Genomic DNA, 22,053 nt, shown 5'->3' on the forward strand with positions numbered 1-22,053 from the left:
CGCGCCCCCCCGGGGGGGGGGCCCCGGGGGGCCGCGCCGGCCCCCCCGCGGGTGGGTCGCTCAGGTGCGCACCTGTCGCCACCATCCGGCGAGTGCCGGCAGCGCCGGCGGCTCCGTCCCGGCGTCGCTGGGCGTATCGGTGTACCGGATCGCGAACCCCGCTCCCGGCAGGGGCAGTTCGTGGCGGTTGCGCGGACTGGCATACCGAGGTGCCCGGCTCTGCCAGGCGATGCAGCCCGCGACGTAGTGGCCCATCGCCTCCAGACGGCGGGCCAGGTGTGCGTCCGCCTCTGCCGCCAGCTGCTCCCGCAGTCTGAGGAACAAGGCCATCACCCGGTCCCGCAGGGCCACCGCGAGCCGAACCGCTTCGGCGGGCGGGCACTTCTCCTGGTGGGCGATCACGTTGACGAGATTCACCTCCCACGGCTCCAGGTGATCGTCCTTGTCGTACGAGAACAGGTCGTTGTCGGCGCTGACGACGAAGCCCGCCGCGTCGGTCAAGGCCTGCAGAGCGGGCGCGTAGAGCACGTCCGCCGGCAACCGGACCCCACGCGCGACGTCGGACCAGGTCAGGGAGAAGCGGGTGCCGTTCGCCAGCGGTCCCATGGCGGCGAAGTCGTTCAGCCCCGGCATGGTCCCGCGCTCGGCCTGGGCCGCCTGCCAGGCCGCCCCGAGCAGCCAGTCCCGCGTCCCCTCGATGAACCTGCGCAGCTCGAAGGGGGTCAGCAGGGCGTGAGTGCGGCGCACGAGGTCGGCCAGCGCGCGTGTCATGGGGCCGTCCGGCAGCACGGCCGCGCCGGGGTTCTCGATGGTCCGCAGCAGCCGTACACCGTGTTCGGCGATGGCGGCCGTCCGCACGTCACCGGACCCCGAGTCCTGCCAGTCGTCGACGGCGTTGGCCCAGTAGTTCCACTCGGTGAACAGCAGCAGGGGTTCCACCTCTCCCCGGGGGATGATGCGGCAGGAGAAGTCGGCGCTGTGGGTGGCCAGGCCCCACGCGCGTTCGACCGGATCGGGGTAGAGGCCGAACGCGTCCAGCCACTCGACCGCCCGGGCTTCCACCTCCTTCGCCTCGGGGTGTACGAGGTCGCGGTCCAGGGGGCAGTAGAAGGGGGGCAGTTCCCCGCCGAGGCGTGAGGGGCGCTCCGTCGCGGTCATCGGTCAGCCCCCGATCCGGAAGCGCAGCAGCCGTGTCTCCATCGCGTGGTCGCGCCAGATCCGGAAGAGCTTGCTGTGCACGATCGTCGACTCCCCCAGCCGCTCACGGGTCCAGGCCGCCGGTGCTCCGCCCGCCTGGAGGCGGTCGAGTTCGGCGGTGTTCCACGCCATGGACTGCACCCAGAACTCCGCCACCCGGTCGGTGACGTCCTCGTCCTGCTCCAGCTCGAAACCGGCCGCTTCGGCCGCCGCCAGGTATTCCTCCCGCGTCCCCAGCCGCGTGCGGTAGTAGTCGTCGATGGATGGGCCCACCTCGGGCCGGCACACGAAGTGTTCCTGGATCCCGAACCACCCGCCGGGCTTCAGCGCCTTGGCGACGACCTCGAAGAGCCGGGTCCGGTCGGTGTAGCCGCTGCTCTCGTTGGCGTAGGCGGCGTCGTACGCGCGCGTGGCGTCGAGGTCGTGTACGTCTCCCAGCACGGGGGTGACACGTCCGCCGACCCCGGCCTGTCGCGCGAAGCGCTCGATGACCGGCACGTGTTCCGCCGCGAGGGTGAGGCCGGTGACGCGAGCGCCGTGCTCCTGCGCCCAGTACAGGGAGGCGCCGCCCAGGCCGCAGCCGATGTCCAGCAGTCGGCGGGGCGGTTTCTCGTACGCACCCCAGGAACGGGCCGCGTGTTCGACTATCGTCTCCTGCGCGTCGACTATGCGCCGCTTGAGCGTGTCCTGGGACACGGTGGTGTGCGGATGGGACCCCTCCGCGAACAGCCCCACGTGAAAGTGCACGCGCGGGCCCGGCCCGTACTTGTGGACGATGTCCTGCGTCTTGCGGCTGTAGTAGCGCCGCACCACGTCGTCCTCGATCGCGCTTCGACCGCCGCTTAAGGACGATACGAATGGTGTCACGCTCATGTGGTGTCCGCCCTTTCGTGGCGTAGGGCTGCCGGGACGCGAAGCCGCCGACGCGCTCGCCGCGTACGGACCCGACACTGTTGAAGCACGGATCATCGTGGCACTCCGCGCGCTTCACGTCAGCCCACAGGGACAACACAGATCACTCAGGATGATGAAAAAAGCATTCTGCGGCCGTCGCGCACGAGCCGCACGGCGGAGTGCTCCACCGTGCGGCTCGCCCTCTTACCGGGCCCGTCCGGGGGCGTCGAAGCTCGTGAACGCGCTGCGCTTCGGCAGCCGGTAGGTCTCGCGGCCGGTGATCGCGTTGAGGATCGTGGCGTTGCGTACCGCGCCGATGTCCAGGTTCGGTGCGGAGACGCCGTGGGAGTGGACCTCGGCGTTGGCCACGAAGACACGGCCGGTGATGCCTTCGGCGAGCTCGATGGAGTGGTCCAGACGCACCCGGTGGCGGCCTCGTCCGTCCCGCAGCAGCAGATCCTCCACCGGGCCAAGGAACGCGGGCGTCCGGTTGCGGTAGCCGGTGGCGGCCACGACGAGGTCGGTGGTGTGCTCGAAGCTCTGACCGGTGTCGCGGTGCCGGCAGGTCAGTACGGCCCGCCCCGACTCCGGATCCACCACCGCGGATTCGACGGTGATGCCGAAACGCAGTTCCACGTCGGCCAGTCCGTGCTCCAGCTGACGGCGGTAGAGCAGTTCGTGCACCTCCTCCAGGGTGTCGGTGGAGATGCCCTTGTAAAACTGCCACTGCTCGCCGACCAGCCGGTCCCGTACGTCCTCCGGCAGGGTGTGGAAGTACTGCATGTACGCCGGAGTGGTCATCTCCAGCACCATTTTGGTGTAGTCGAGCGGCGCGAAGGACGCCGTGCGGGTCAGCCAGCTCACCGCCGGGCCGCCCTCGACGTTGCGGTTCAGCAGGTCGACGGCGACCTCGGCGCCGGACTGTCCGGAGCCGACCACCGTGACCTTGCCCGCGCCCGCCACGTCAGCGGCCCGGTACAGGTAGTCGCCGGTGTGCAGCAGCTTGTCCGCGGGGAGACCGGCCAGGGCGTCCGGGACGTACGGCGCGGTGCCGATGCCCAGGACGAGGTTGCGGGCGAGCATCCGCAGCCGGGCGCCGTCGCCCCGTACCACGTCCACGGTGAAGCGCTGCGCCGCGGCGTCCCAGTGGACCTCCTCGACGCGGTGCGAGAACCGGACCGAGGGCAGCTTCGCCGCCGCCCAGCGCAGATAGTCCTCGTACTCCCGGCGGGAGGGGAAGAAGTTCTCCCGGACGGTGAAGGTGTAGAGCCGGTCCATCTCGTGGAGGTAGGTGAGGAACGAGAGCGGGTGACCGGGCGCCACCAGGGTGACCAGGTCGGCGAGGAAGTTCACCTGCATCGAGGCGTCGCCGAACATCATGCCGCGGTGCCAGGTCAGTTCGGGCCGCTCCTCCAGCACGGCCAGGTCGAGGTCGTCCACGGTCGAGGCCAGGGCGGCCAGGCCCAGGTTGAAGGGGCCGCAGCCGATGGCGATCACGTCGTGCTCACTTGCGGCGGCGGTCATCGGGGCATGTCCTCCTCTCGGCGCGGATGGATCAGCAGGACCGCGGTCTTGTCGGGGAACGTGACCTCGCCGACGTGGCGGAATCCGGCGGCGGCGAAGGCCTTGAGCGAGGGCGCGTTGGCCACGTCCGGCTCGGCGACCACCCGGGGACACGCGGGGTCGGCGGCCAGCAGGCCTTCGGCGAGGGCGCGCAGCAGGGACCGGCCCAGGCCCTGCCCGGTGCGACCGACGTCACCGATGGCGATGTGCAGGCCCAGGTCGTGAGGGTCGTGCCGGTAGTGCCCGGCGAGCCGGTCCCGCAGCACCCGGTACACCTCGATGTACGCCAGCGGCCTTCCGTCCAGTTCGATCAGGACGGGCAGGATCGCATCGCCCGCGAGGTGCCCTGCGATCTCCTCGTTCCAGCGTTCGCGCGGCCACGCCTGGTGCCAGAAGGCATCGATGTGCGGCGCCTGCATCCAGCCGTGCACCAGCTCCAGATCGGCGCCCTGAGCCTGCGCGACCCGGGCCGACCAGGGGCCGCTCAGCAGGGGCAGCGGCGGACCGGGAACGGTGGCGGCCGAAACGTCTTCGTCCTGATGTACTGAGGTCATGCCGCGGCCTCCTGGAGCGGGTTGGGGGCGTCGAGGTACACGGACTGGGCGTCCAGGGGGGCGAGGACCTCGTCGATTCCGTGCAGCCGGGTGAGCAGGTTGCCCTTGCACGGCAGGGTGTCGGCCTCCAGCCAGCGTCGGGCCAGCCGGTCGCCGTCGGGACCGGCTTCGGCGAGATCCGGGAGGGCCGCCCGCAGCCGCTCGGTGAGTACGGCGAGCAGCTCGCGCTCGTCGGCGAGGCCGTCGACGGCGAGGCAGCCGATGACCGAGAGCGCCTGGTTGCGCAGCAGGTAGTAGGACAGGCGGTCGTCGACGAGGGCGTCGTCGACCACGGCGAGCGTGGAGGAGTCGGCGCCGAGCCGCTTCAGCAGGCCGGGCAGGTACGAGGTGGCGAGGTAGTAGCCCTGGTTGTCGCGGAACGTGCCGCCGGTCACCTGGCCCCGCGCGTCCAGCCGGACCAGGGTGTTCTGCTGGTGGGCCTCCAGGCCGATGCCGGTGGCGGCGTACAGGTGCAGCATGGGGACGAGCACCTTGTCGGTGTAGTCGGCCGTCCACTGCTCGGCCGCTCCGGTGCCGAGGCCGGCGACCAGTTCACCGAGGGCGCTGCGGCCCAGGCCCGGGCGGGGTGCCACCAGGCCCACGAGGCAGCGCAGGTCGGCGATGCCCTGCGGCACTTCCCGTACGGCGACGTCGAGGCCGGTGACGTCCGGTCCCTGCGGGCGCCCCGGTTCGTCCACCGCGAGCCAGGCGGGGTCGCGGGTGATGGCGAAACCGGGGTGGGCCTTGAAGGTGCTCTCCGCGTACCCGGCGTCGAGGAGCCGGTTGATCTCCAGGCCGCGGCGCAGCTCGGTGCGGGTGGACTCGCGGCGGGAGTTGGTCAGCCGCAGGCCCAGGGAGAGTTTCAGCATCACGTCGGCGTCAGGCCGGTACACGGTGCGCACGCTGGACGTGGGCCACCACTCGGGGCCCAGCTCGCCGAGCGGTTCCAGCGCTCCGGAGGCGATCAGGGCCTTGATGCGGGGGCGGTGCTGAAGGTCGCGGGCCTGCCAGGGGTGGGCGGGCACCAGCACCCGGCCGTCGTCCGGGCGGTGTCCGGCCAGGTCGGCGAGGAGGGCCACCGTGTCCCGCCCGGCGAGGGACGGGGCTCCGTCGACCGCGTCGTGGGAAACGACCGACTCGTCGGCGGCGAACCAGTGCAGCCGGAAGGAGCCGCGCAGTTCGGGGGAGAACGCGGCGGCGTCGTTGTCGGAGATGCCGTCGCGGCTCTTGGGCGCGGGATGGTTCAAATGGCCCAGCAACAGCGCCTGTTCGGCGTCGAGGAAGCCGTCCACCTGGGCCGGCGGGTGCGGGTGCGAGCGGCGGTCGGAGATGAACGTGGCGACGCGGCGTACGGACTCGGCGGTGCGCTCCACCAGATCGGCGACCTCACCGGCCGGGACGCCACCGGGGCGGCTGCCGCCGCGTACCGCTGCCTCGGTGGACAGCAGTGCGACTGCCGTCACGGGGTCGGCGACCGCGCCGAGCGGGCCCCCGGGGCCCTCCAGGCGGGCCGGGGCGAAGCGGTGCCAGCCGGTGGGTGAGCAGTGGGTGACCTCGGTGACCAGGGCCAGCCCGGCGGTGGGCAGCTTGACCCGGAGCGGGCCCGGTGCGACCGGTGTGCCGGTCTCCTGGAGCCAGCACCGGAGCAGCGCTTCGATGTGGGCGTGTTCGGCGGCGCCTCGTGCGTCCAGCTCGTGCAGCGGGTCGGCGGCGGTGCGTACGGGGGTCGAAGCCGCGGTGGTGGTGCTCATGCGGCGCCCTCCTCGATCAGTCGTTCACAGGTGCGGCCGGCTTCGAGGACCAGGTCCACGAGGCCGTCGATGTCTGCGGTGGTGGCGGTGGGGTTGAGCAGGGTGAACTTCAGGCACACCTGCCGGGGCGAGCCCGGTCCGGCCGTGCGGACCTCTGTACGGCCGATGAGCGCGCTGCCGGTTTCCAGCAGCCGTCGGCGCAGGGCGCCGTTCAGGTGGTCGGAGACCGACGGGTCCGGGCAGCGGTAGCGGAACACCACGGTGGTCAGTTCGGCCGGGAAGACCAGTTCGAGCTCCGGCTCGGCGAGGATGCGGTCTTCGGCGTGGCGGGCGAGGTCGTGGCAGGCGTCGACCATGCGGCCCATGCCGGCGCGGCCGTACGTCAGCAGGGTGGCGGCGGCCTTCACCGCGTCGGGCCGGCGGGTGGTCTGCAGACTGCGGCCGAGCAGGCCGTCGTATCCGGCTTCGGAGTCGTCGACCGGGTTGAGGTAGGCGACTTCGCGGTCGAGCGAGGTGAAGGCGGTGGCGTCGGACACCAGCAGCACGCTGGTGGCGGCGGGCTGCCAGCCGATCTTGTGCAGGTCGAGGGTGATCGAGTCGGCTAGTTCCAGGCCCGCCAGCCGGCCTGTCAGCCGCTCGGAGAACAGCGCGCCGAACCCGTAGGCGGCGTCGACGTGCATCCACAGGCCGTGTCCCGCGGCGATCTCGGCGATCTGCGGGAGCGGATCGATGGAGCCGAAGTCCGTGGTCCCGGCGGTGGCGACGACCGCGATCGGCGTCCGGTCGGGGCCGAGTGCGGCCAGAGCGGCGGCCAGCGCGTCCGGCCGCATGCGGCGACGGCCGTCGACCGGCACCGGGTGCACGGCGGCCTCGCCGAGTCCCAGTGCGGCGCAGGCCCGGTGGGTGGAGAAGTGGGCGAGTTCCGAGCAGAACACCACCGGCCCCGGCAGTGCCGCCACCCCGTGCTCGCGGGCGTTGATGCCACGCCGGTGGGCGGCGGCGTCCCGGGCGAGCAGCAGGCCCAGCAGGTTGGACAGGGAGCCGCCGGGGGTGAGGACTCCGTCGGCGCGCTCCCCCAGTCCCGCCAGCGAGGTGAGTACGCCGATGAGCCAGCGTTCGACGGCGATGGCGGAGGGGCCGGAGTCGTAGGTGTCCAGTGATGCGTTGCCGGCGCTCGCGAGGGTGTCCGCGGCGACCGCGACCGCCAGCGACGGCGGTTGCAGGTGGGCGGCGGCCCGGGGGTGGGAGAGGTCGATGCCGTGCTCGATCAGCACGGTGGCCAGCAGTTGGAGTGCGGCCTTGGTGCCGAGCCCGTCGGCGGGGAGCTCGGCCGGCCCCAGCGCCTCTGAGGCGGCGGCGAGCACCTCGGCCGGGGTGCCCGCCGGGACGGGACCGTGCGGGCGGCGGGCGGTGGTCGCGGCGTCGATCGCCTCGGTGAGGGTGGCGAGGACCTCGGCCAGGCCCTCAGGGGAACCGGCGAGCAGGGAGGGCGGGAAGTCGGACTGCAGGGTTCGTGCTCGGGTCAGCGGTGTCACGGCCTGTACTCCTCATCCTTCGGCGAGCGGGTTGGGGTGCGTGCCGTTCGGGTACAGCGCGTGGCGCAGGGCCCGGTCGCCGTAGCGGGTGACCACGATCCGGTCGCGGTTGAGGCCGTACCGCGGGATCTCGGGGGTGAGCAGGTCGTATTCGGTGAACCGCTCGGCGAGTTCGGGGAAGCGCTTCTGGAAGTCGAGGATCGTCTGCCGCACGAGCTGCCAGAACGTCTTCTCCGGTACGCCCAGCTGGTCGGCGCAGAGCGGCGCGAGGTAGCGGAAGTGGCCGACGAAGACCTGGTCCACGACGTGCTGCTTGATGATGGAGGGGTGCTTGCGCGGCAGGACGTGGTCGTGTCCGTCCGGTTCCGGGCCGCGCTCGGGCACGTCGGTGAAGGAGACGCACACGTCGTCGACGAAGTCCTTCAGGTACAGGCGGACCGGTACGTCGTTCTCGTCGTAGCCGATCAGCGTGTTCTGGCCGTGCGGGTTGAAGGTGACCCCGTACCGGTACAGCACGTGCAGGACCGGCACGAGCAGCGTGTCGAAGAGGCGCCGCAGCCACTCCTGCGGGTCCAGGCCGGAGGCGCGGACGAGCTCGGCGACGAACGCGTCTCCGGCGTTGTCGACGTGCAGGAGTGAGGCGAAGGTGCGGACCCTCTCGTCCGGGTCCTTGCGCGCCGACACCGAGTCGCGCCAGATGCAGCCCAGGGTCTCCAGGTGCTGGTAGGGGGCGTCTTCGAGCTTGGAGAGGTAGGGGTGGCGCACGGTCACCGAGGCGACCTCGCCGAGGAACACGGTCCGGCATTCGTCGGTGAGGAACGGGTCGCGTTCCACCAGCCCGCGCAGCCACTGAGTGACCACCGGCGCACCCATGGTGCAGTGCGGCGGGATGCCCCGCCAGACAAGGGTGTTGAGGATCTTCAGCGGGAGCTTGACGTCGTACCGGTCGGGGCTGGTGACATTGGCCATCGTGCGGATGGACTGGCCCGGCAGGTAGGCGTCCGGGCTGTCGCCCAGCGGGATGATGCGCCGCTGGGCGACGTCGGCGGCGTGCAGGATCTGGACGGCGTGGTCCCACTGCCAGGGGTGCACCGGCATCCACACGTAAGCGGCCGGGTCGACGCCGGCCTCCTGCAGGACCGCGGTGAAGCGGGCCCGGGTCACCTCGTCCAACTCCGCGGCGAGGACGTTCTGTTCGGAGAGGTCGGAAGTCCCGCGGAACTCGGCGAGGCCGCGGTGGACTGCCACCCACTGGAGCTTGACGGCCTGCGCCGACTCGGGGGCGTACTGGCGCACGTCGGTGGCCGAGAAGCCGATGCGTCCCTTGTTCGCGACGAGCAGGTTGTGCCCGGTCATGCGGCACTCCAGCTCCGTGTGGCCGAGCATGCGCATCTGCGCCACGGTTTCGCCGCCGTGCGTGATGCGTGCGGCGTCGACCGCGAGCGTGGCGGAGAGCTCCGTGAAGTACGTGGAGATGGTCGACGGGTCGCTGCCGATCGTCGAGGCCGCCTCCATGAGGAACTGCTGGGCGTCCCAGGCGGGTTGGGCGATGGAGTTGCCGGGCATGCTGGTGGCGGTACGGGTGATCGATCCCGGCTCGACGCGCAGCCAGCCGAAAGCGCCGGGTACGGCCTCGAACGCGTAGGTCGTGCCGCTGTCGAGGTCGACGCGGTAACCGCCGTCAGCGGTTTCGACCGCCTTGAGCATGTCCTCAAAACACCACTCGCCTATCGCTTTGGCGAGAAGCCGACGGTTGGCCTCCCGCCAGGCATCGGGGGCCACGTCGGACAGAGCGGGCACGGGATGGTCGGCGGGGATGGGCATCAAGCAGCTCCGATATCTGTCTGGATCAGTGCGCATGGACGCCTGGACGTCCGAGCGGGGTTAGATTAGGTTAGGCTTACCTAATAGACAAGGTCAACTTTCGGCCACTCGACGTGAGTTGTCGGCTGACCGCTTCGGGACCGGCGTCCAGGTGGCAGACCCCTGGACCTCAATAGGAGGTGATCAGCGGTGTCTTCCCGCCCTCGTACCCCCCGATGGACGTTCGCCCTCGTCAGCGCCGGTGGCGTGATGATGACCCTGGACGTGACCGTCGTGAACGTCGCCCTGTCCGACATCGCACGGGACTTGGAGGCCGGGCTGGGCCGGGTGCAGTGGACCGTGTCGGCGTACTCACTGGCCTTCGGCGCGCTGCTGCTCACCGCGGGCGCGCTCTCCGACCGAGTGGGGCGCAGGACCGTGTTCACCGCTGGAATGGCGCTGTTCACCCTCGCTTCCGCCGCATGCGGTCTGGCGCCGGAGGCCAACACCCTCATCGCCGCCCGCGCCGCCCAAGGACTGGGCGGCGCCATGGTGTTCGCGCCGACGCTCGCCCTGATCGCCGCCGCCTACGAAGGCGCCCGCCGCCAGGCCGCCATAGCCGCGTTCGCCGCGATCGCCTCGGCGGCCGGCGCACTCGGCCCCATCGTCGGAGGGTTCTTCGTCCAGCTGCTCGGGTGGCGGTGGATATTCCTGGTCAACGTGCCGATCGGGGTCCTGGTCGTGATCGGCGCGCTCGCCCGGATGCCCGAGTCGGCGGCGCCGCGCGGCGACCGGCGCCGGATGGATCCCCTGGGTGCGGTGCTCGCCGTCGGAGCGCTGCTGGCACTTCACTATCCGCTGGTCACCGGCCCGGAAGTCGGGTGGGCGGCGCCGCAGGTGGTCGCCTCGGCCGCCGTCGGCATCGTCCTCGCGGTGGCCCTCGTGGCCGGCCAGCGCCGCGGAGACGGCCTGATCGACATGACGTTGCTGCGGATCCGGGCGTTCTCCGGCGCCGCGGTGCTGGGCTTCCTCGCCCGGCTGTCCAGTCTCGGCGTGCTCGCCTACGTCACGCTGTGGCTGCAGAGCACCCATGCCTACTCCCCGCTGGAAGTGGGGCTGCACCTTCTGCCGCTGACGGGCAGTCTGCTGCTGGCCGGATTGTTCGTCGCCCGGCTGCAGAAGGTCTTCCCTGCCGACGTGCTGGTCGCGTGGGGCTTCGCGGCGCAGGGGCTGGGACTGATCGGCCTGGCCGCCGCCGGCTCGGGCGGCGGCCAGGCGGCCACGGTCGCCGGTCTGGTGTTCCTCGGCGTGGGAGGGGCGGTCATCTTCCCGCCCTTGATGGGGGTGGCGGTGAGCGCCGTGCCCGCCGACCGGGCCGGAATGGCCTCGGGGCTCACCAACGCCTGCTATCCGCTCGGCACCGCGACCGGAGTCGCCGTCTTCGGCGCCGTGTTCTCCAGCCGCTTGGGTGACGGCCTGGGCGCAGCCACGCCGATGCGTGAGGCCGTCGAGACCGGGCGGTTCGAGCTCCTCGACCCGGCGGTCCTGCCGCTCGCCCGGTCGGCCTTCTCCGGCGCCTTCACCGCCGTGTGCCTGGCCTCGGCTCTCGTCTGCCTGCTCGGCGTGGTGGCCGCGCGCACGCTCAGGGCCGAGGCGCGGACCACCGGCGCCGTCGCGAAGCGGGCCCGGTCCCGTACCGCTCAGCCCTCCTGAAAACGGGCTTCCTGCATCGGGCCTCCGGAACGGACCTCCCGCATCAGAGGTTCCGGGTCCGGCGCAGGAGCCACACCAGGTAGGGCGCGCCGACGAGTGCGGTCACGATGCCCACCGGGATCTCCGTCGGCGCGAGTAGCCAGCGGCCCAGGGCGTCCGAGGAGACCACCAGCACCGCCCCGAGCACCGCGGCCATGGGCACCATGCGTGCGGCGCTGTTGCCGACGATGCGCCGGGCCAGATGCGGGGCGACCAGGCCGACGAAGCCCACCGCGCCGACCGCCGCAGCCGTACCGGCCGCCAGCACGGCGCCGGCGCCGAGGACCAGCAGCCGGGCCCGGCCCAGTTCGAGCCCGAGCGCGCGCGGCAGCTCCTCGCCGAGGGCGAGCAGGTTCACCGGGCGGGCGGCGACCACGAGCAGTACGGCGACCAGGGCGGGCAGGGCGAGCCAGCCCAGCGTGGCGAAGTCACGGCCGTAGGTGCTGCCCGCGAGCCAGCCCAGCGCGGCCGAGATGTTCATCTGCGCGCTCACCACCATGATGTTGACCAGAGCCATGGAGGTGGCGGCCGCGCCGAGCCCGACCAGGACGACCCTCGTCGGATCCAGCCCGGTTCGGCCCCCGGTCCTGGTGCCTCTGGCCACGAGCACCACGAGAACGAGCATCAGCACACCGCCGATTCCCGCCGCGGCGGGCAGGGCGGCCATAGGCGCCGAGGGGACGACGACGATGACCGCGATGGCTCCGAGGGAAGCCCCGCCGGTCACGCCGACGAGTCCCGGTTCGGCCAGCGGGTTGCGTACGACCGCCTGCACGGCGGCCCCGGCGACCGCCAGGCAGGCCCCGGCCAGGGCGGCCACCAGGATGCGCGGCAGCCGGTAGGACACCACCGCTTCGGTGATCTGCTCCGCGGAGCCGAAGACCGCCGCGCCGAGCTGGCTCCAGGTGACGTGGACGTCGCCGACGCGCAGCGAGACGACGACCGCGACGGCCAGGGCGATCAGCCCGCCGCCGAACGCGACGGCGTAGGTGGGCGCGCGGCGCTGGTCGGAGACCACGACCGCCGCCCCGGTGTCGGCGTCGCCGGTACTGACCCGCCGCGCCAGCGCCATGAAGACCGGACCGCCGATCAGGGCCGTGACCACGCCCACCGGGATCTCCGCGGGCTGAGTGGCGGACGGCGTCACGATCAGCTGCGCGGCCGCGTCGGCGCCCAGTACGAGCGCCGATGCCAGCAGCGCGGCCATCGGAATGAGCAGCGCGTGCTTGCGGATGCCCAACTGCCGGACGATGACCGGACCGATCAGTCCGACGAAGCCGATCGGGCCGGCGAGGGAGACGGCCGCGGCGGACAGCAGTACCGCAAGGAGGAAGGTGGCGGGGCGGACGCGTTCGACGCGTACGCCCATCGCCTGGGCCGTCTCGTCGCCGAGTGCCAGCAAGTCGAGCGGGCGCGCCAGGAAGGGGGCGATCAGCGCACCGGCGACGACGACCGCGCCCAGCGTGAGCGGTCGTTCCAGACCGGACTGCATCAGGGTGCCGTTGCCCCAGAAGAACAGTCCGCGGGTGGCTTGTACGTCGAGCATCTGCAGGAACTCTGCGGCGGAGGTGGCGGCCAGGGCGACGGTCGCCCCGGCGAGCAGCACCCGTCCGGGCGTCAGCACACCGCCACTGGTGAGGAGGTAGACCACGCCGACCGCGAGAAGCCCGCCGAGGAACGCGGCGCCCCCGGCGGGGATCGGGCCGAGGCTCACGCCGGTGAAGGCCACGAGCACCACGGCGAGGTACGCCCCGGCGTTCACGCCGAGCGTGTCGGGCGCCGCCAGGGGGTTGCGGGTCGCGCCCTGGACGAGCACTCCGGAGACGCCGAGCGCGATGCCGACGACGAGTCCGGTCAGGGTGCGCGGCAGCCGGCTGCCGACCAGGATGTCCTCGGTGCGGGCGTCGCCGTGACCCATGAGCAGGTCCACGATGTCGCCGATCCCCACCCCCGACGCGCCCAGGCCGAGGTGGACCACGGCGACCAGGCACAGGCCGAGGGACAGGGCGCCGCCCACGAGCACAGCTCGTGGGCGGCGGCCGAGCAGACCGGCCGGAGCGGCCGTCAGTGCTTCCGAAGCCATCAGACCTTCAGGGCCTTGCCGGTCTCGTCGAGGATGTGCATCGCCGACAGCGGACCGCCGAAGAGCCAGGTGCCCGGGTCGAGCGGCAGCGCCTTGTCGTTCTTGACGAACTCCAGGCCCTTCCACACCGCGTTGTCCGCGAGGTCACCGGTGAAGGGGTTGTCCTTCTCGGCGGCGACGTACAGGAAGGTCGCGTCGCTCTCGACGTTGGTCAGGCCCTCCACGCCGACCGTGGTCATCCCCCACGTGTCGGACTGGCCCTTCCAGCCGTTCTTCAGCCCGGCGAGGCCGAGCAGCTGGGGTGCGATGGCGTCGTCGGTGAGCATGCGGATCGAGGCGGCGCCATTGGCGGTGAAGCCCTGCGCGAGCGCGTACTTCAGGCCGCCCTTGCCCGCCTTGTCCAGCCGTCCCTTGAGGTCGGCGGCCTTGGCGTCGATCTGCTTGTTCACCTCGACGGCCTTGTCCTCCTTGCCGACCGCCTTCGCCAGCTCGGTGAAGTTCTTCTTCATCGTGTCGAGCTGGGGCTTGGTGGTGTACGTGAACGACAGGACCGGCGCGATCTCCTGGAGCTGCTTCAGGTTGGCCTTGGACCGGTCGTTGTCGATCACGATGAGGTCCGGCTGCAGCGCCTTGATCTTCTCCAGGCTCGGCTCGTTGCGGCTGCCGACATCCGTGACCTTGTCCGACAGGCCCGCGCCCTTCGCGGTGATCCAGGTGCCGTAGCCCTTGTTGTCGGCGTTGCCCGTGGGGGACACGCCGAGAGCGACCAGCTCCTCGGCGTACGTCCACTCCAGCGTCACCACCTTCGTGGCGGGCTTGTCCAGGGTGACCTGCCCCTGCGCGGTCTCGACGGTGATCTTGCCGCTCGCCGGCTTGTCCGCGCCCGTCTTCTTGTCCGCGGTCTCACCGACCGTCCCGGACCCGCAGCCGACGGCGGTCAGCACGAGTGCCACAGCGGTACCGCCCGTTGCCAGGGCGCGCAGCATTCTCTGCATGGTGGATCTCTCCTTGAGTACTGGTAGTGCGGGTGGAGCCGTTGTGGAGGCGGGCCGTGAAGGTCAAAGAGCGGCGGGGGTCTGGGACCGCTGGGGGAAGCAGGCGAGGTATCCGGTCTCCGGATCGCGGACGACATTGACGCGCAGGCCGAAGGCGCGGTCGATGACGTCGGGGTTGAGTACCTCGTCCGGGGTGCCGGAAGCCGCGATCCCGCCGTCGGCGACGACCACGACGTCGTCGGCGTAGGCCGCCGCCTGCATCAGGTCGTGCAACACCACGCCGCAGGCGATGCCGTGCTCACGGGCCAGCCGCCGCACGACGTCGAGCACCTCGAACTGATGGCGCATGTCGAGGTACGTCGTGGGCTCGTCCAGCAGCAGCACACCAGCGCGCTGCGCCAGCACCATGGCCAGCCAGGCGCGTTGGCGCTCGCCGCCCGACAGCTCGTCGAGCCGGCGGTCGACGAGGGGAGCCGCGTCCGTGACCTCCAGCGCCCAGTCGATCGCCTCGGTGTCCTCGGCGGTGTGCCGGGCGAGGGCGCCGCGATGCGCGTACCGGCCGTGCCTGACGAGCTCACGAACGGTGACCCCGGCCGGCGCCTGCGACGACTGGGGCAGGAACGCCAGGCGCTGGGACAGTACGCGGCGGCCGAGCGAGCGCAGCGGCGCGTCATCGATGCGCACCTCACCGCCCATCGGCGGCAGGAGACCGGCCACCGTGCGCAAGAGGGTGGACTTGCCACAGCCGTTGGGGCCGACCAGCACGGTGATCTCACCGGCGCGCAGGGACAGATCCACCTGCTTCAGCACCGGGCGGCCTCCATGCCCGACGTCGAGGTCTTTCGCCACCAGGCGGACGTCACCCATGGACACCACTCTCCTCCCCCATCACCCAACCAACGGCGCCACCATACAACTTAGGTAAGGCACACCTTAGGGGTGTGACGCCGATCTCGCGACTTGTGACCATGCCGAGATCTCACGCACTACCGTGCGCCCCCACGACGCGATCCACGCCTCTTGCCATACAGGCAACGTGAAGATACAAAGGCGCCCTTTCAGCCAAGGCTGCCGTGCGGCAGGTCGAGGTACGTGAACGCGTCGCGTGCCTCGACCGCGCCGACGGCAGCGTCGCGACCGCCTCTCGCCCTCAGGCGCCGTGGCGGGCCACCGCCAGGCGGGCCACCTGTGCCGCGTGGGGGATGAGGTAGAAGTGGTCGCCCTCGAAGACATGGGACGCGAAGGGTCCCCAGGTGACTCCGGACCATTGCTTCGCGTCCTGGGGAGCGACCCGGGGGTCGCGGTCGCCCGTGAGCGTGATGACCTCTGCACGCAGCGGCGGAGCGTCCTCGCGTGGGCGGTAGTTGTCGATCAGGTGGTAGTCGTTGCGGAGGATCGGCAGGAACAGCTCGCACAGGTCCGGGTCTTTCCAGACCTCCGCGTTCGTGCCGCCCAGCGAGGTGACGGCCGCGATCAGCTCCTCGTCCGTGCGCGGAGCGACATCGGCCGCGGCCGCGGTGGCGGTGGCGGTGGCGGTGGCGGTGGCGGCGAGCCTGCGGCCCGAGACGCACAGGCGCGTGAAGTGGTCCGCGCCCGCGGCTTCGAGGCGAAGGAGGGTCTCGTAGGCCACGGCGGCGCCCATGCTGTGGCCGAGGAGGACGGTTCGTACGGGGGCCTCGGCCAGCAGTTCAGCGGTGATCTGTGAAGACAGCTCGTCCATCGTCGGGATCAGAGGTTCGCTGAAGCGGCCTTCACGGCCCGGGTAGCAGACGGCCACGAGTTCCACCGACGGGTCCAGGTGCCGGGACCAGGTACGGAAGAAGCTCGCGCTGCCGCCCGCGTGCGGGAAGCACACCAGGCGCAGGGCCGGGCCGGCCGGGGAAGCGTGGCGGACCAGGTAGGGCATGTGCGACTCGATTCGTCAGCCGAGGATGGCCTCGCCCAGCGGGGTGAGGCTGTGGACCGCGGAGTTCCGTCTGCGTTCGGTGGTCACGAATCCGGCGCGGCGCAGGACCGTGATGTGTTTGCTGGCCGACGGGCTGGAGATCCGGAGACGGTCCGCGACCTCTCCCGTCGAGCGGGTCTCCCGCAGGCTGTCCAGGACGTCCGCCCTGGTCCGGCCCAGCAGGGCCCGCAGTACCGACTCCCCCTCACGGCCCTGCCACATGGTGGCCGTCGCCTCCGGGTCGGGCGTGACGTTGTAGACGAGGATCGGCGGGCCCGGCCAGCCCATGTGGGAGTCGATCAGGAACGGATGCGGAGCGAAGAGGGAGGGGACGAGGGCCATCCCCCGCCCGCCGAGGTCGGCCTGCCGGGCGGGCTGGATGTTGTCGATGCGCAGCACCGGGGATTCCCAGCGGACCGCGCTGTGCAGGCTGTTGAGCACGTGCTCCATGCCGCCGGCCAGCATCGCCCGCCCGCAGGCGTCCCGTTCTGCCTTCAGTGAGCGCAGGATCCTGTCCCAGAACGGCTCGACGGCCACGGTGTGGAACAGTTCGCCGTCACGCGGCAGAGATGACGTCAGGGTTTCCAGGAGGGAATGCGAAGGTTCCAGCAGCTTGTGCGCGACCGAGAGCCTGCGCATCCTGAGCCGGGTGATCCGACGCCATTCGGCGAACCCGTCGCGCTGCTGATCCGCCAACCGCCCCCAGGCGAAATGCGTTTCGAACGGCACGCCCAGGGTGCTGATGATGCGGATCCGGGACAGGTCCTCGACATTGAGACGCAGTTCCAACAAGCTAGGACACCCCCGCCGCGATTTCTACATGATCATATGCAAATCGGGTGATCACCGCCAGTCCACCGAGACGGGCAGACTGCTGTAGCCCTGCACGAGGTTCGAGCGCATCCAGCCGACCTCTCCCCGCAGTCGTACGGATCGCGCCTCGGCCGAAAGCCGGTGGAGCAGCTCTCGCAACTCCACCCTGGCCAGCGCCGCGCCCAGGCAGTGGTGCGGGCCCGTGCCGAAACCGAGGTGGCGGTTGGGCGTGCGTCCCGGCAGGAAGGTGTGCGGATCGGAGAAGATCCGCTCGTCTCGGTTGGCCGCGGCCAGCCACGCCACCACCGCCTGGCCCTTGCGGATCTCCTGGTCGCCGATCACACAGTCCTGCGTCGCCACGCGCAGTACGTGCGCCGCCGGTGAGGTCCAGCGGACGAGTTCCTCCACGGCCCGGTCGGTCAGCTCCGGGTCCGCGTGCAGAGCGTCCAGCGTGCCGGGGAACTTCTGGAACACGTGGAACGCACCGGTGATGGAATGCCGCGTCGTCTCGTTCCCCCCGATCAGTACGTTGTCGCAGTTGATCAGTACGTCATCGGTGCTCAGCCGGCCGTCCGCGAGCAGCGCCGTCACCAGGTCCGGGCCCGGCTCCCGCCGCCGCCGCTCGATCAGTTCGTGGAAGTAGAAGAGGATCTCCGTGTGCGCCTCGGCGGGGCTCATCTTGTCGAAGCTGCTCTCCGCGCCACCGAAGGCGTGGTTCGTCAGTTCGATCAGCTGCTCGCGCTCGCTCAGCGGCACTCCGATGACCTCGCAGACGATGGCCGCGGGCAGACGCGGGCCGACCTCCACGGCGACGTCGGTCGAGTCCTCGGACTTCATCCGCTCGACGATGTCGGTGACTTCCCGCGACAGCACCGACTGGAGCTCGGGGGCGCGCAGCCGGGACAGGAAGGGGCCGATGAGGCGCTTGAGCACGGAATGCCAACCGCCCTCGCTCACGACGAGCATCCGGCCCCCGGAGCTGTCGGAGTGGTCGGCGTCGAAGCCGATCATCATGCCGTGCTCGGAGGTGAAGGGGGCCTTGGGGGAAAGGACCGCGGAGACGTCGCGGTGCGAGAACACCGACCAGAAGCCGCTCGGGGAGACACCCGGCTCGCTCCAGACCTTCGCGTCCGAGGCGGCGTACTCCTGCCACATCCGGAAGCGGTCGTCGGTGGTGTAGAGATCGGGATGTGCCAGATCGATGGTCATGGTGACCTGTCTTTACCTGTCTGTAAGAAGCGGCAAGAGCCTGTGAGGAGGGGACGGGGGGGGTTACGCCGGGGTCTTCTCCGGGGCGGGGGCGGGGTCCGCGAGGTGATCCTGATCCGGGCCCGCGGCCTGATCGGAGTCCGCGACCTGATCGGGGACGCCCCGCATCACGGGGCTCAGCACCGCCGACAGGGCGACGGCCGTCATCACGGCCGCGCAGCCCATCAGGCCGGCGAACCGGCCCGCGAAGTCCAGCAGGAGTCCGCCCGCCAGCGGGGCGATCGCCCCGCCGGCCCCGCTGCAGATCGCCGCGACGCTGACCACCCGGCCCCGGTGGCTGTCAGGCGTGAGGAGCAGTTGGTACGTGGTGAAGTACGCGCTCGCCGTCGGCGCGGCGAAGGCGATGGCGCCCAGCAGGATCCCCGGCGTGTAGCTGCCCGGCAGCACCGCGATCCCCGCAGTGAGCAGGGCGAACAGCCACAGCACCACGAAGATGGGCCGCGAGCCGGTCAGTACGCGCCGCAGCAGCGGCGCCGCCAGGGCGCCCAGCAGACCCCCGACGCCCAGCAGGGCGGCCATGATGCCGATGAGCCCGGAGTTCATACCGCTGCTCTGCGCCGAGGCGATCACGATGAAGTAGATCGCACCGAAGAAGAAGTTCGTCGCCGTCGCATAGCAGAGCCCCAGGCGCAGGAAAGGGTGCCGGGCTATCCAGCGCACGCCCTCCAGGAGTTCCCGCTTTCCGCCGGAGCCGGCGTCGGACGCGGAAGCGCCGGCCGGCGGCTGCCGCTTGAGGAACAGCAGCAGCACCAGCCCGATCAGGTGCGCCGCACAGCCGACGACGAACGGGAACGCGTTCTTGACCGCCAGCAGGAACCCGCCGGCCGAGGTGCCGACGAGCTGCCCGGCGTAGGTCCGGGCCGAGTTCATGGCGACCGCCTGCGCGAGCCGCTCCTGCGGCACCAGGCTGGGGATCATCGCCTCACCGGCGGCCATCGTCATCGCCGTGGCCGCGCCGTTGACGAGGGCGAGCCCCACGAGCGCGGGGAGCGAGACCGCCCCCGCCCACAGCAGCAGGGCCAGCCCGCCGAACACCGCGACCAGCGCGGCCTCGCACCACAGCATCACGGTCCGCCGGTCGTACCGGTCGGCGACCGCCCCGGCGGGCAGCCCCGCCAGGAGCATGGCCGCCGCGTCGACGAAGCCGATGATCCCCGCCTGGGACGGTGAGCCGGTGATGGCCAGGACGAGCAGGGGCAGGACGATCAACGAGGTGCTGTACGCGAACTCGCCGAAGGCCTGGCTCGTCCACAGGAGGGTGAACCCGCGCCCGCCCTCCCGCTTCCCGGCCGTGCTGCCCGGCATCAGGCGATCAGCCGTGAGCGGGACTTCGTGTGGACGAACGTACGGCGCAGGTCGCGCACCATGCTCGTGCGCTTGAGCCAGCGGTCCGTGCCGTCGTAGCGGGGAGTGAAGGTGTCCCTGCCGTGGATGACCCGGTAGTTGTCGATGAACGCGGCCTCGCCTGGGCTCAGTACGACGCGCTCGGCGGCCTCGGCCAGCCGCGCCGCGGCCTCGTTCATCGCCCTCTCCGCCTCCGTGTCCCCGGGCACCGGGCTGGTGAAGTCCGCGTCGATCCGCAGATAGGGCGCGTCCTGCGGCCCGAAGAGCACCGACGCCACCTCGTGCGGGCGCTCCTCCAGGGCGGACGGGTGCTCGGCGCTGTGCAGCGGCACCACGTGGTGCGAGTCGTCCGGGAAGAACCGGAACCGGTCCTGGTGCAGCACCTCGCGCAGGGGTTCGGCGAACTCCACCGAATCCACCGTCGCGACCGTGGTGCCCACCCCGTCCGGGTTGCGCAGGCACATCAGGGCCACGTAGTCACCCCGGCAGGTGTGGAAGACGTCCTCGGTGTGCAGGGTCAGCTGCTGCTGGCTGCTGGCGCTGGTGAGGGAGGTCTCCTGCCCCTTGGCGGGGCAGACGTCGTGCACGAGGCGGCCGTTCTGCTGGTTGGACCAAGCGAACGGGTCGCCGAGGACGGAGGCGACGAGGAGCAGCACCAGCTCCTCGCGGATCGCGGCGCCCTCCTTCTCCGCGACCTGCCAGCTCGACGGCGTGGGGACGAGGTTCTCGTCCACGGGCAGGTTCGCCACCGCGATCACCGCCTCCTCCGCGGCACGGGAGGTGACGAGGAACTGCCGTACGCCGACGGGCAGTCGCTCCGCCTCGACGCGGATCTCGTCCGCGTAGTCCATCGGCGCCCACACCGGATGCCCGGCGAGGAAGGCGTCGGCGATCGCCGCTATGTCGTTCTTCTCTTCGTCGTTCAGTACGTAACGAGCCACAGGAACATCTCTCTGGTCGGTCAGCTGTCGTTGCCGGCAGTGGCGGCGATCTGCCGCAGCGCGGTGAGGAACTCCTCCGCGAGCCGGCGGACGGTGGTCGGGGAGTGCGTGGTCGGTGAGTGCATCCAGTCGACGCGCAGCTCGCCGTCACTGACGGCGGCGACGATGTCGATCAGGTGCGGGCGCGGCTGGTCGGGCGCCTGGTCGGCGCCGAGGCCGTCGAAGCGGTCCCGGATCAGGCCGGCCTCGCTGGTCGCGGCGCCCCACTGGCCCAGGTAGTTGAAGCTGATCCGCGGCTGCGGGGCGTCCGCGAGGGCGGTGTGGGCGGGGCTGCCCGGTACGGACAGGTAGCGCAGGGCGCCGTAGCCGACACCCCGGCCCGGGACCTTGCGCAGGCCCCTCTTGACGGCCTTCAGCGCCGGACCCCAGTCGCCCGCCGGCACGTCGAGGGTGACGGGGTAGATGGTGGTGAACCACCCGACGGTCCGGGACAGGTCCACGTCGTCGAACAGCTCCTCGCGGCCGTGGCCTTCGAGGGCGATGGTGACGGGGCCGCCGGCCCAGTCGCCCAGTACGCGCCCCAGGGCGGCCAGCAGGACGTCGTTGATCTGCGTGCGGAAGGCGGCCGGCACCCGGTGGAGCAGGGCCTCGGTCTCCGCGCGGTCCAGTTGTACGGATTCCACCGCGAGGTCGCCGTACGTACCCGAACCGGCACCACCGGCGCCGCTGTCGCTGGGAGCCGGGATGTCGCAGGGGATGTCCCCGGCGCCGGAGGCCTTGCGCCAGTACGCCGTCTCGTGGTCGAGTCCGCCCGAGCGGACGTGCTCGGTGAGCCGGCGCGACCACTGCTGGTAGCTGCTGGACTTGGCCCCCAGGTCGACGGCGCGCCCGGCGGCCAGCTGACCGTACGCGGTCGCCAGATCCTCCAGGAGGATCCGCCAGGACACGCCGTCCATGACGAGGTGGTGGACGGCGAGGAAGAGCCGGGGGGCCTCGTCGTCGGGCAGGAGGAGGAAGGCGCCCTTCACGAGGGTGCCGCTCTCCAGATCCAGCGCGTGCTGCATCTCCAACGCCACGTCGTGCAGCGCCCGTTCCGCACCGGGCACGCCGGTGAGGTCCCGTACGGCGAGCAGGTCGCCGGACCGGTCTCCGTACTCCTGGATCCAGGCGCCGGAGCCGTCGCGCGAGTAGCGCATGCGCAGGGCCTCGTGGTGGTCGGTGACCGCGCCGAGAGCCTGCTCCAGCAGGGCGGCATCCGTCCCGGGGGCCAGGGATACGTGGACGGACATCGCGTACTGGTGCGGGTTGACCGTGTGCGCGTCGAAGAACCACCGCTGGATGGGCGTGAGTTCGACCGTGCCGGACGCTTCCGCCGGAGGGGCCGCGGGGGCGGCCGGATCGGAGTGCTCGACGACGGCGGCCAGTTCGGCCACCGTCTGGTGGACGAACAACAGCTTGGAGGTGAGCCGCAGGCCCGCCTGGCGGGCGCGTGAGATGACTTGGATGGAGAGGATGGAGTCGCCGCCGAGGTCGAAGAAGTTGTCGTGGACGCCGACCCGCTCGACGCCGAGGACT

At 71.3% G+C, this 22,053-nt stretch carries 17 protein-coding genes; 1 reads left to right on the top strand and 16 read right to left on the bottom strand.

Going from position 1 to position 22,053, the window contains the following annotated elements; translation table 11 throughout:
* Positions 1-60 precede the first annotated feature (60 nt).
* The 7 genes from ABZX75_RS32365 to ABZX75_RS32395 form a co-directional block, all read right to left on the bottom strand.
* A complete protein-coding gene (locus ABZX75_RS32365; RefSeq protein ID WP_355417173.1) occupies positions 61-1,158 on the bottom strand; it encodes a hypothetical protein in 1,098 nt (365 codons plus the stop codon).
* Positions 1,159-1,161: 3 nt separating this feature from the next.
* Positions 1,162-2,070 (bottom strand): methyltransferase domain-containing protein, encoded by a 909-nt coding sequence (locus tag ABZX75_RS32370; protein ID WP_355417176.1) that lies wholly within the window; start codon positions 2,068-2,070, stop codon positions 1,162-1,164.
* A gap of 225 nt (positions 2,071-2,295) precedes the next feature.
* The gene (locus ABZX75_RS32375) at positions 2,296-3,615 is read right to left on the bottom strand and encodes a SidA/IucD/PvdA family monooxygenase (RefSeq protein WP_355417179.1); all 1,320 of its coding nucleotides are present in this window, start codon (positions 3,613-3,615) and stop codon (positions 2,296-2,298) included.
* Complete coding sequence (locus ABZX75_RS32380; RefSeq protein WP_355417182.1) at positions 3,612-4,208, bottom strand: GNAT family N-acetyltransferase; 597 nt, start codon at positions 4,206-4,208, stop codon at positions 3,612-3,614. The genes ABZX75_RS32375 and ABZX75_RS32380 overlap by 4 nt, the downstream gene beginning before the upstream one ends.
* Positions 4,205-5,998, bottom strand: coding sequence for an IucA/IucC family protein (locus ABZX75_RS32385; protein WP_355417185.1), 1,794 nt, complete (start codon positions 5,996-5,998; stop codon positions 4,205-4,207). Before ABZX75_RS32385 ends, ABZX75_RS32380 begins: the two co-directional genes overlap by 4 nt.
* A complete protein-coding gene (locus ABZX75_RS32390; protein ID WP_355417188.1) occupies positions 5,995-7,533 on the bottom strand; it encodes a pyridoxal-dependent decarboxylase in 1,539 nt (512 codons plus the stop codon). Before ABZX75_RS32390 ends, ABZX75_RS32385 begins: the two co-directional genes overlap by 4 nt.
* A 12-nt stretch (positions 7,534-7,545) precedes the next feature.
* The gene (locus tag ABZX75_RS32395) at positions 7,546-9,357 is read right to left on the bottom strand and encodes an IucA/IucC family siderophore biosynthesis protein (protein WP_355417191.1); all 1,812 of its coding nucleotides are present in this window, start codon (positions 9,355-9,357) and stop codon (positions 7,546-7,548) included.
* A gap of 189 nt (positions 9,358-9,546) precedes the next feature.
* Between ABZX75_RS32395 and ABZX75_RS32400 the strand changes: the two genes are divergently transcribed.
* Positions 9,547-11,049 carry an MFS transporter gene (locus ABZX75_RS32400; RefSeq protein ID WP_355417194.1) on the top strand — a complete coding sequence of 501 codons (1,503 nt, stop codon included), beginning with the start codon at positions 9,547-9,549 and terminating at the stop codon, positions 11,047-11,049.
* A 43-nt stretch (positions 11,050-11,092) separates the two neighbouring features.
* Here ABZX75_RS32400 and ABZX75_RS32405 read toward each other — a convergent pair whose 3' ends face one another.
* The 9 genes from ABZX75_RS32405 to ABZX75_RS32445 form a co-directional block, all read right to left on the bottom strand.
* Positions 11,093-13,171, bottom strand: a complete 2,079-nt coding sequence (locus ABZX75_RS32405; protein ID WP_355417197.1) for an iron ABC transporter permease — start codon at positions 13,169-13,171, stop codon at positions 11,093-11,095.
* Positions 13,171-14,166, bottom strand: coding sequence for an iron-siderophore ABC transporter substrate-binding protein (locus ABZX75_RS32410; RefSeq protein WP_355417200.1), 996 nt, complete (start codon positions 14,164-14,166; stop codon positions 13,171-13,173). The genes ABZX75_RS32405 and ABZX75_RS32410 overlap by 1 nt, the downstream gene beginning before the upstream one ends.
* Before the next feature lie 63 nt (positions 14,167-14,229).
* Complete coding sequence (locus ABZX75_RS32415; protein WP_355417203.1) at positions 14,230-15,033, bottom strand: ABC transporter ATP-binding protein; 804 nt, start codon at positions 15,031-15,033, stop codon at positions 14,230-14,232.
* Positions 15,034-15,316: 283 nt separating this feature from the next.
* Complete coding sequence (locus tag ABZX75_RS32420; RefSeq protein WP_355417206.1) at positions 15,317-16,072, bottom strand: alpha/beta fold hydrolase; 756 nt, start codon at positions 16,070-16,072, stop codon at positions 15,317-15,319.
* A gap of 15 nt (positions 16,073-16,087) precedes the next feature.
* The gene (locus tag ABZX75_RS32425; protein ID WP_355417209.1) at positions 16,088-16,900 is read right to left on the bottom strand and encodes a winged helix-turn-helix domain-containing protein; all 813 of its coding nucleotides are present in this window, start codon (positions 16,898-16,900) and stop codon (positions 16,088-16,090) included.
* A gap of 54 nt (positions 16,901-16,954) precedes the next feature.
* Entirely contained in the window at positions 16,955-18,133 is a 1,179-nt protein-coding gene (locus tag ABZX75_RS32430; RefSeq protein WP_355417211.1) for a cytochrome P450, read from the bottom strand.
* A 63-nt stretch (positions 18,134-18,196) separates the two neighbouring features.
* Positions 18,197-19,498: an MFS transporter gene (locus tag ABZX75_RS32435; RefSeq protein WP_355417213.1), complete on the bottom strand. Its 1,302-nt coding sequence runs from the start codon at positions 19,496-19,498 to the stop codon at positions 18,197-18,199.
* Positions 19,498-20,478 carry a TauD/TfdA family dioxygenase gene (locus ABZX75_RS32440; protein ID WP_355417216.1) on the bottom strand — a complete coding sequence of 327 codons (981 nt, stop codon included), beginning with the start codon at positions 20,476-20,478 and terminating at the stop codon, positions 19,498-19,500. Before ABZX75_RS32440 ends, ABZX75_RS32435 begins: the two co-directional genes overlap by 1 nt.
* 20 nt (positions 20,479-20,498) lie before the next feature.
* A partial coding sequence (locus ABZX75_RS32445) for a condensation domain-containing protein (protein ID WP_355417219.1) occupies positions 20,499-22,053 on the bottom strand: 1,555 nt, incomplete at its 5' end.

Origin of the sequence: Streptomyces sp. NPDC003038 (assembly GCF_040611115.1) — a bacterium.
In the GTDB taxonomy this organism is placed as follows: domain Bacteria; phylum Actinomycetota; class Actinomycetes; order Streptomycetales; family Streptomycetaceae; genus Streptomyces.

Excerpts from the sequence above, each read along its gene's own strand:
- ABZX75_RS32365 (WP_355417173.1), bottom strand. The coding sequence starts at position 1,158 with ATGACCGCGACGGAGCGCCCCTCACGCCTCGGCGGGGAACTGCCCCCC.
- ABZX75_RS32370 (WP_355417176.1), bottom strand. The coding sequence starts at position 2,070 with ATGAGCGTGACACCATTCGTATCGTCCTTAAGCGGCGGTCGAAGCGCG.
- ABZX75_RS32375 (WP_355417179.1), bottom strand. The coding sequence starts at position 3,615 with ATGACCGCCGCCGCAAGTGAGCACGACGTGATCGCCATCGGCTGCGGC.
- ABZX75_RS32380 (WP_355417182.1), bottom strand. The coding sequence starts at position 4,208 with ATGACCTCAGTACATCAGGACGAAGACGTTTCGGCCGCCACCGTTCCC.
- ABZX75_RS32385 (WP_355417185.1), bottom strand. The coding sequence starts at position 5,998 with ATGAGCACCACCACCGCGGCTTCGACCCCCGTACGCACCGCCGCCGAC.
- ABZX75_RS32395 (WP_355417191.1), bottom strand. The coding sequence starts at position 9,357 with ATGCCCATCCCCGCCGACCATCCCGTGCCCGCTCTGTCCGACGTGGCC.
- ABZX75_RS32405 (WP_355417197.1), bottom strand. The coding sequence starts at position 13,171 with ATGGCTTCGGAAGCACTGACGGCCGCTCCGGCCGGTCTGCTCGGCCGC.
- ABZX75_RS32410 (WP_355417200.1), bottom strand. The coding sequence starts at position 14,166 with ATGCAGAGAATGCTGCGCGCCCTGGCAACGGGCGGTACCGCTGTGGCA.
- ABZX75_RS32415 (WP_355417203.1), bottom strand. The coding sequence starts at position 15,033 with ATGGGTGACGTCCGCCTGGTGGCGAAAGACCTCGACGTCGGGCATGGA.
- ABZX75_RS32420 (WP_355417206.1), bottom strand. The coding sequence starts at position 16,072 with ATGCCCTACCTGGTCCGCCACGCTTCCCCGGCCGGCCCGGCCCTGCGC.
- ABZX75_RS32430 (WP_355417211.1), bottom strand. The coding sequence starts at position 18,133 with ATGACCATCGATCTGGCACATCCCGATCTCTACACCACCGACGACCGC.
- ABZX75_RS32435 (WP_355417213.1), bottom strand. The coding sequence starts at position 19,498 with ATGCCGGGCAGCACGGCCGGGAAGCGGGAGGGCGGGCGCGGGTTCACC.